This is a genomic window from Marinagarivorans sp. (genome assembly GCF_982758155.1).
The window spans coordinates 22474-30533 of the sequence record NZ_CEXWTU010000031.1; the positions used below are offsets into that span (position 1 = coordinate 22474).

Consider the following 8060-nt stretch of genomic DNA (forward strand, 5'->3'; position numbering starts at 1 on the left):
TTTTTTTGCGATGGAGCTAACACTATTTGCATAAAATGCCAATTCTGTACCATTTTGCGCCAAATGCAGACTCTTGCGCTGTGATTTATGTGATTACACTTTAGCCCTTGCCAAAGAGGATAAAGCAATGACCCTTCAAAAAAACACCCTATTACTACTAACCAGTATGGTTGCAATAAGTGCCTGCACTGGTGGTACAACCAGTAGTAGCACTCACACATCCGGCGCTAGTACTACTTCAAGTATAGCCGTATCGCAAAGCTCTGCTTCCACACAAAGCTCTTCGGGCACCACGCCCCCCAGCAATTCAGATTTAGTGATTAGCGAGATCGTTGCCAAATCGGGAGACGATACTTTTCTGGCCGGCAACGACTGGATCGAGCTTTATAACAAAGGCACTAGCAGTATTAACCTCGGGAATTTTGCTTTGGCCGATAGCGGCAGCGCTATTTTATCGCTCGCCAACCAAACACTTGCACCGGGGCAATATGCCGTGGTGGCCGCAGTGGATGCCGATGACGTTAACCCACCGGCATTGTCTGTACCGTTTAAGCTAGGTAAAAGCGACAGCGTTACCCTTTATTACCAAGGCGCCGTTATAGACACCCTATCGTGGGAAGAGGGCCAAGCCGATGAAAACTTTAGTTTTGGCTGGCTAAACAACACCCTTCAAACACTGCAGCCTACGCCTAATACGGCCAACCAAGCGGTCCCCGCTTCAACGATGGTGCCGCGCGGTAACCCAAGCGGTACCTCGGCTTTGCGCATTAGCGAAGTTGTTCCGCAATCAGACCGCCCCACCTTTTTTGAAGGCAGCGACTGGGTAGAACTTCACAATACGGGCACCAGCACCATCAACCTTAGCGAATACTTTTTAGCGGATGATTCCAGCGAGCTAGAAGCCCTGCCCAACATCTCACTCGGCGCCAACGAACGCGTTGTGATAACCGCCGGTAACGATGTTGCCTTTGGCAGCACGGCCAATGTCACGTTTGGTTTGGGCCGTGAAGATTCGCTATCGCTATTCAAACAGAATGAAGAAGTGGACTATCTGATCTGGGGTAAAGACGAAAGTAAAAACGGCCGCAGCTATGGTTACATCAACGGACAACTGCAAGCGCTTTACCCAACCCCCAGCGAAACCAACGTAGCTTACGTTCTGTTCAGCGAAAATGAGGTGTTTGAAGTGCACGTGGATGTTGCTGCGCAAGACTGGCAAGCGATGCTCGTATCCCCTTCTGATGAAGAATATTATTCCGCCAACTTCTCGCTAAATGGCGCCAAGATTGACGACGTTGGCTTCCGTATTAAAGGCCAAGGTTCATTAATGTCGATTCGTAACTCGATTCGTTATGGCTTTAAAGTGGATATGAATCGCTATGTCGACCAGAAGTTTATGGGTATGAAAAAGATCGTCTTCAACCAAAGCTTTGCCGACCCCACCTTTATGCGCGACACCATCGCTTACCGCTTAATGGCCGAGGCTGGTGTACCGGCTCCGCAAATTACCTATGTTGATCTGTACGTAGGCGCCGAACACATGGGACTGTACCAAATGATCGAAATGATCGATGGCGAGTTCTTAGAAAAGCACTTCCCCGAGGACGAAGACGACCAAGGCGACCTGTATAAAGGTGAAATTGGCCAGCGCTTAACCTGGACCGATAACAACTACGCCACCTACAGCAGCGGCTTACGTTTAAAATCTAACGACGAAACCGTTGGCACCCCTGAAGAAGGTGCCGCAATGGTAAGCTTTTTGAACGGCATTAATAACAGCGGTGCCCCGCTGGATTATGTCGATGCCGACTTAACGGTTAAGTTTTTGGCCGCTTCAGTATTACTCGGTAATATGGATAGCCCCATTGGCGCCACAGCCAACAACTTCTACCTGTACGAGCAACGCAGCAAAGGTACGTTTACACTGCTCCCGTGGGACTACAACTTATCCATGGGCCTTTGGGGTAATGGCGTAGCTACAACTATCAATCCATTACCCGACTTTGGCGGCGGTGGTGGTGGTGGTGGATTTGGTGATTTCGATTTCGGTGATTTCGACTTTGGTGATTTTGACTTTGGCGGCGGAGCACCAGCAGCGCCAGCCGGTGTAGACTGCCAAATCGTTGATCACGTTTTAAATAACCCCATTCACGATACCAACTCGCAGCGCCCCATGCTGGATGCCATCCTGCAAGATCCCGCTTTACGCCAGCAGTACCATGCTGAAGTTCAGCGCCTGATGGATACCGTGTTTAACGAAGATGCCCTGCGCGCACAAATTAATGAGATTGCCAGCCTTATCGACCCGTATGTACAAGCCGACCCCACTAAGTTTTACACTTACCAAGAGTGGCGAACAGCGTTGGAGCAAGGCCTACCCGACGGCACTGATGTGAGTGATGGCCGCGGCGCTGGTTTTTACGGCCCGGATAAAGGCATTATTAACTTCACCCGCGACCGCGTGAATAATATTCGCCAACAGCTCAACGGGCAATTACCTATAAGCAACGCCGGCAGCACCGCTTGCCCGCCAGTTCAATAAACGGGAGTTAAACTAAAAAGGGGGCGCTAGCAATAGCGCCCCCTTTTTTTGTTGGTTGGGGGTAGTTAGGACACCAGAAAACAATATTCCACTCACCAATACTTGATTTCGACCTCCTGAATTTCGTTGCTCAAAGCACTACATACCTCTAGAAAAAATACGTACTCATAGCCCCATTCCATAAACTATTACCGCCTCGCCCCTAAGCACACCTCAGCACCTCAACATAATTGATATTGCGTTAATTTAGGCGCCAAGTTATTTTGAGCATCGAATAGATTGGAGGGGGTTGGCATCTCAAGTGTTTTAGCCTCTTTAGAACAGTAAATTAGGGGTTAAAAAATGCGGTACATTAAAGCTTTATCAATAATTGCCTTCACACTTGTTATAAGTGCATGCGGCAATAGCGGCCGGGGGTCTGAAAGCAAGCCCGTAAGTGGAAGCCAAAACTATTCGATCAATGTAATTACTGAAGATATAGCCCTAACTCTAGAGAGTGATCAGACCAAAGATGTCACGGTTTCAGTTGAATACCAAGGTGACGGTGTCATTATTGGTGTGCCAGAAGGTAAGACAATACCCAATTGGCTTAGCGTGCATACTGACACTGCACAGGCTTCACCAGCACTTATAAAGCTCAATATATATACCTACGGCCTGCAACCGGGGGAATACCGCACCACTTTACTCTTTCTTAGCGGCAAGCAAGATGGCAGTGTTGTAGTGCAAGACGAGCTGCCGATAACAATCACAGTAAAACCGCCTAACATTGCTCCCAACAACGGCGCTTTCGGCCTGACTTATAGCGCTGATAATAATGGCACTACAGCCCCTTGGCCCTTTAAGGTTTACGTTGGCGAGGAGGGCAAAACCTGGCGCTTAACAGTTGATTACCCACCCGGCGAAACTGAAGGCTGGCTGGAGCTAAGCCAAAGTGAAGGCGAAGACGGCTTAGACCAATTCACCGAAGTATATGCGTCCGTCAAACCTTTACCTAACGGCAACTATTCTGCCGAATTAAATTTACATGACGGCAGCGGAAAACTCATTGATTCAATACCCGTTGATTACTACGTATCACATAAAGCAAAAATTGACGTCAGTAAGAGTGATTTTGTAATTAATAAAAATACGCAACTCGAAGATTTAAATTTTACCGTAACCATCGACCCTGCGCATGTCTTAGGTGGTGAGAACAGCACGTGGCAATTAACGAGTAGTGAATGGATTAACGCGGATGTTACTAGTGGTGACTTAAGGGCAGTGCAGACAATCGAATTGTCTTTAGACGTATTAGCAATTCTGACCAGTGGAGAAAGTTATAATTACGGACACATAAGCATAAATTCCAGCCGAGGAGAAATTTCTGATTTCTACTATACAATTTTCCTCACAGAATATTTCAACCCTAAATTAATCATTGGCAGCCCAACCGTAACAACATTCAATGAACAAAGCCCAGATTTAACTGGTAGTTTAAGCATTACCCTTGAGGGCGCCCAATTTGGCTTGAATACGGGCTGGCAGGCCACCTCACAAACCCCATGGTTGCAACTTTTAACCAGCGAAGGCGATACCCTGCAAAATAATATTTTGCAATACCAGGTTAACGTTGACCAACTGCCAGGCACCTATGTAAAGCATACGGGCTATATCAACATCGCCACTGTAAGTAACTTATATGCAAATGATAAAACGGTGGCTCAAATTCCATTCACAATTGACGCGCCCATGATATCTGCTACTACACCACAGGTTGCTTATGAAGGTACTGCATCAAATATTGCCATTAGCGGTAAGCGTTTTATTAGTGGTAAAGAATACTCGTTGAATATTCAAGATCAAATCATTACTGCTACGGCAATAAGTGATTCTGTTCTTCAAACGAAATTACCCAGTACTTTAAACGCATCCAACACCAGCATTACCCTCGAAAATACGCTTAAAACGGATGATCCGCCCGTTGATATTGAAGTTAAACGACAGCATATCTGGCAAGCATCGAGAACAGTGCTTGAGGGATTTTTTGATAAAATTAGCCTAGACCCTGTACGCAGCGCCATTTATTTTACAGGTTATAGGGCAGATCAATTACAGCGGTTAAATTATAGCGAAGACAACAGCTGGGAAAATGAAACATTTAATTTACCCGGCTTGCAAGCTATTGAATTATTGGCCAGTGGAGATGAGTTAGTTGCGGTATTCTCGGAAGAAACACAAGCCGAATATGCTGCCTACCTAAATCCTGTCACCCTGCAAGTTAACCGTATTCAAGGGTTAGAGCGTGTAGTTTTTAAGTTGACGAGCGAGCCATTGCGGTCGGCGGTCCTACCTTTATTGAATAACCAGCCCCTAATAACAGTCGACGGTTTACCTTCCGGAATCTATGACCTCGCATTAGATGAATATTTGGCGGTGAGTTTTAATCCACCAGGTCCACTAGCCGGTGTTTTTTCACGAGATAGGACGCGTGCATTCTTTACTGAAGAGCCTGGCAGCAGCGGAAGCCTAATTATTAATGCAGCCACAGGACTTAATACTTCTTATAACTTTAGCCCAGGCTCCGTTGCGCTGAAGCAGCAGAGCTATAACTCATCGGGTTCTAAATTACTAATTAAAGATCAACTCCTAGACGGTCAATTACAATTATTGGGTCATTTAACGCCCGAGCGCGCAGTAGAGAGTGCAGCTATAACACCAAACGGGCAACAAGCTTTTGCTCAACATTATAATAATGAACAAGCCATCATTTATCGTCATGATGTAAGTGGTGATGATGCACGCGGGCAGTACCCTGCCGATGAACTCCCATTAACTAGCAGCATCATGGCCGGAGAAACTATACAGCATTTAGTGGTGAGTGAAGATGGTGCCGCCCTGTTTGTATTAAGCTATTCAAAAAAAGAGGGGAGATTTATTTTTTATGTCATCCCCCTAAAAGGGAATAATGGTTAACGCCAGCCGAAGCCTCGTCAGCACTTTCAATTAACGAATAATCGGGGACTCACGTTAATCCACTTCGTGCTCCAACAAATTAGATTAACTTACACATAGCTCACAGCTCTATGTGTACGAGGTCATTCGTTGGGGTGCCCCAGATACTGAGATGCAAATCCTTAAGCCTTTACTTGGAAGTGGGGCTAGTATTCCTATCGATTTTGGCCCACTGCATGTAGAGCAATTAATACTGCCGGGTTCTGATAGTTTATTTAAGTATGTTAAACATCAAGACATTAAGTTACTGCTATCACCTCACCTTAATACCATGGAAATTACAGACTTAGCAAAAAAAGAGACAGGAAGCTTACAAGATGATTTTTCGGCAAGAAACATTTGCTGGGACAGGCACTCGCTTAAATACAAAAGCAACTAATAATTTAGCCTTAGCTACTTTTTACGTATAGCACTGAAATTATCGAGCATAAGGCAATCGAGCTAAGAACCAGAATGACTTAAAACGAGTGCCTGTCCCAGATCTTGTTTCCTGCTTACTACCACAACATTAAACATTAGGTTCCAATAATGATAAATAAATATTTAATGATCATATGTTTACTTTTCCCTGTCAGCGCTTATTCAAATTCAGAAACCCCAGAGTTGAAAATTTCAGAAATTTCTAAAGGCGTGTATATTCATCAATCATTCCATCGTACCCATGAGTATGGGGTGGTGAGCGCCAATGGTCTTGTCGTTACAGAGGGCAGCAACGCGTTTATTGTGGATACGCCGTGGTCAGATAAAGACACCGAGGCACTTGTAAGGTGGATTTCCAACAAAAATTATAAGCTCTTAGGTAGTGTATCTACTCATTCACACGAAGACAGAACCGCCGGAATAAAATGGCTCAACAATCGTTCGATACCTACATATGCAACGAAGTTAACCAATGACCTATTAAGCGACGAAAATAAAGAGTTGGCTAAATTCACACTGAAAGAAAACGATGAAAAACTAGCTGATGGCCTTATTGAAGCCTTTTACCCCGGAGAAGGCCATACTGTAGATAACATTGTAGTATGGCTGCCGAAATCGAAGATATTGTTTGGGGGTTGTTTTACGCGTAGTCTTGAGTCAAAAGGGTTAGGCTACACCGGTGAGGCCTTTATAGAACAGTGGCCTAGCTCAGTTGAACGCGTACTTTTAAAATATTCCGACGCCGAGCAGGTTGTTCCCGGCCATGGGAAAATAGGAAATTTAGAATTGCTAATACACACCAAGATGCTGGCCGAGACAGCCTTTAAGCAATTAATATCGACGAATAGCAACGCGCAAAAAAAATAGCGATGACGAAGATAGACAACATTCTAAAAAAAATTGTTAACGAAAAAAGAGAGTCGGCTAAGCTGGTTGGGTTTGGTGCTATTGTTGTTCAGCACGGCAAGGTTGTGGGGCTTGCTGTGAGTGGTGAGCGTAAAAAAGGCAGCGGGGCTTCAATTTCACCGAATGACCTTTGGCATATTGGTTCGATCACAAAATCTTTTACCGCTACGATGATTGCTCGCTTAGTGGAGAAAGGTGAGCTTAACTGGGATACAACCATTAAAGATAGTTTCCCAGAGGCGAGTAATATTCATGCACAATGGAATGATGTAACCCTAAAACACCTACTCACACATACATCGGGGGCTGCATCTAACCCTTCACTCTTAAATGCCTTCAAAAACCCAGACGCTGGAATTAGTCGAATGGTGGCCCGCGAATCTGCAGCCAAAGACATATTGATTAATCCTCCCAAAAGTATTCCCGGTAGCGCCTTTTTATATTCAAACGTTGGCTATACGATTGCGGGGGTAATCGCTGAAAAGAAAATGGGAATACCTTGGGAACAACTCATTCACCAAGAAGTATTTACACCAATAGGGATTCACTCTGGCGGCTTTGGTGCACCACCAGATATAGAGGGCGAATTGAGTCAGCCGTGGGGGCATAAAAAAATACTTGGTTTTACTATAAGTACAAAAGCCGATAACACCCCAATAATAGGCCCTGCAGGCACAATTCATTTATCGCTAACTGATTTAGCACTGTACGCCAATGAGCATTTACAAGGGCTACAAGGCCGAGGCTCAGCTCTAAAAACAGATACGTTTCAGCACCTGCATCAACCCCATCTTAATGACTATGCTTATGGCTGGCTAATTAATTCACCGCTAGACCTAGGGCTGGATAATGTTCATTGGCATAACGGTTCAAATACTGCGTGGTACGCTTTAGTCGTGCTGCTACCCGATATTAATGCGGCTATCGCCATAACCGCTAATGACGGCAACGTTATAGCGGCCGAAAAAGTGGCTTGGGAAATAACACAACATTTAGTCGAGCCGTTAAAAGCTTCGTATTCCCGTGATGGCACGCCTCGCCCTACGGATGTAAAAGAGGACGATATTCTGCCTCGACCCTTATGAATAGCTTGACGGCTTAGGGGCGTGCACGGAATAAGTTACTGGAATTTGGTTTTTTGGATGCTTGCTTGACGAGGCGAAAATATGGCGTAATAGCCGGCTATTGCAAATGTTTT

At 45.3% G+C, this 8060-nt stretch carries 5 protein-coding genes; all 5 read left to right on the top strand.

The genetic code is table 11. From position 1 onward, the window contains the following. Positions 1 to 127 precede the first annotated feature (127 nt). The 5 genes from AC3A8L_RS05875 to AC3A8L_RS05895 all read left to right on the top strand — a co-directional run bounded on the left by AC3A8L_RS05875 (position 128) and on the right by AC3A8L_RS05895 (position 7947). Positions 128 to 2542: a CotH kinase family protein gene (locus AC3A8L_RS05875; RefSeq protein ID WP_487961302.1), complete on the top strand. Its 2415-nt coding sequence runs from the start codon at positions 128 to 130 to the stop codon at positions 2540 to 2542. 342 nt (positions 2543 to 2884) lie between these two features. Further along, positions 2885 to 5497 carry a hypothetical protein gene (locus AC3A8L_RS05880; protein ID WP_487961303.1) on the top strand — a complete coding sequence of 871 codons (2613 nt, stop codon included), beginning with the start codon at positions 2885 to 2887 and terminating at the stop codon, positions 5495 to 5497. 151 nt (positions 5498 to 5648) lie between these two features. Further along, the gene (locus AC3A8L_RS05885; protein ID WP_487961304.1) at positions 5649 to 5915 is read left to right on the top strand and encodes a hypothetical protein; all 267 of its coding nucleotides are present in this window, start codon (positions 5649 to 5651) and stop codon (positions 5913 to 5915) included. A 149-nt stretch (positions 5916 to 6064) separates the two neighbouring features. Next, positions 6065 to 6823, top strand: a complete 759-nt coding sequence (gene blaDIM / locus AC3A8L_RS05890; protein ID WP_487961305.1) for a DIM/SIM/IMP family subclass B1 metallo-beta-lactamase — start codon at positions 6065 to 6067, stop codon at positions 6821 to 6823. A 2-nt stretch (positions 6824 to 6825) separates the two neighbouring features. Beyond that, positions 6826 to 7947, top strand: coding sequence for a serine hydrolase domain-containing protein (locus AC3A8L_RS05895; RefSeq protein ID WP_487961306.1), 1122 nt, complete (start codon positions 6826 to 6828; stop codon positions 7945 to 7947). Positions 7948 to 8060: the final 113 nt, after the last annotated feature.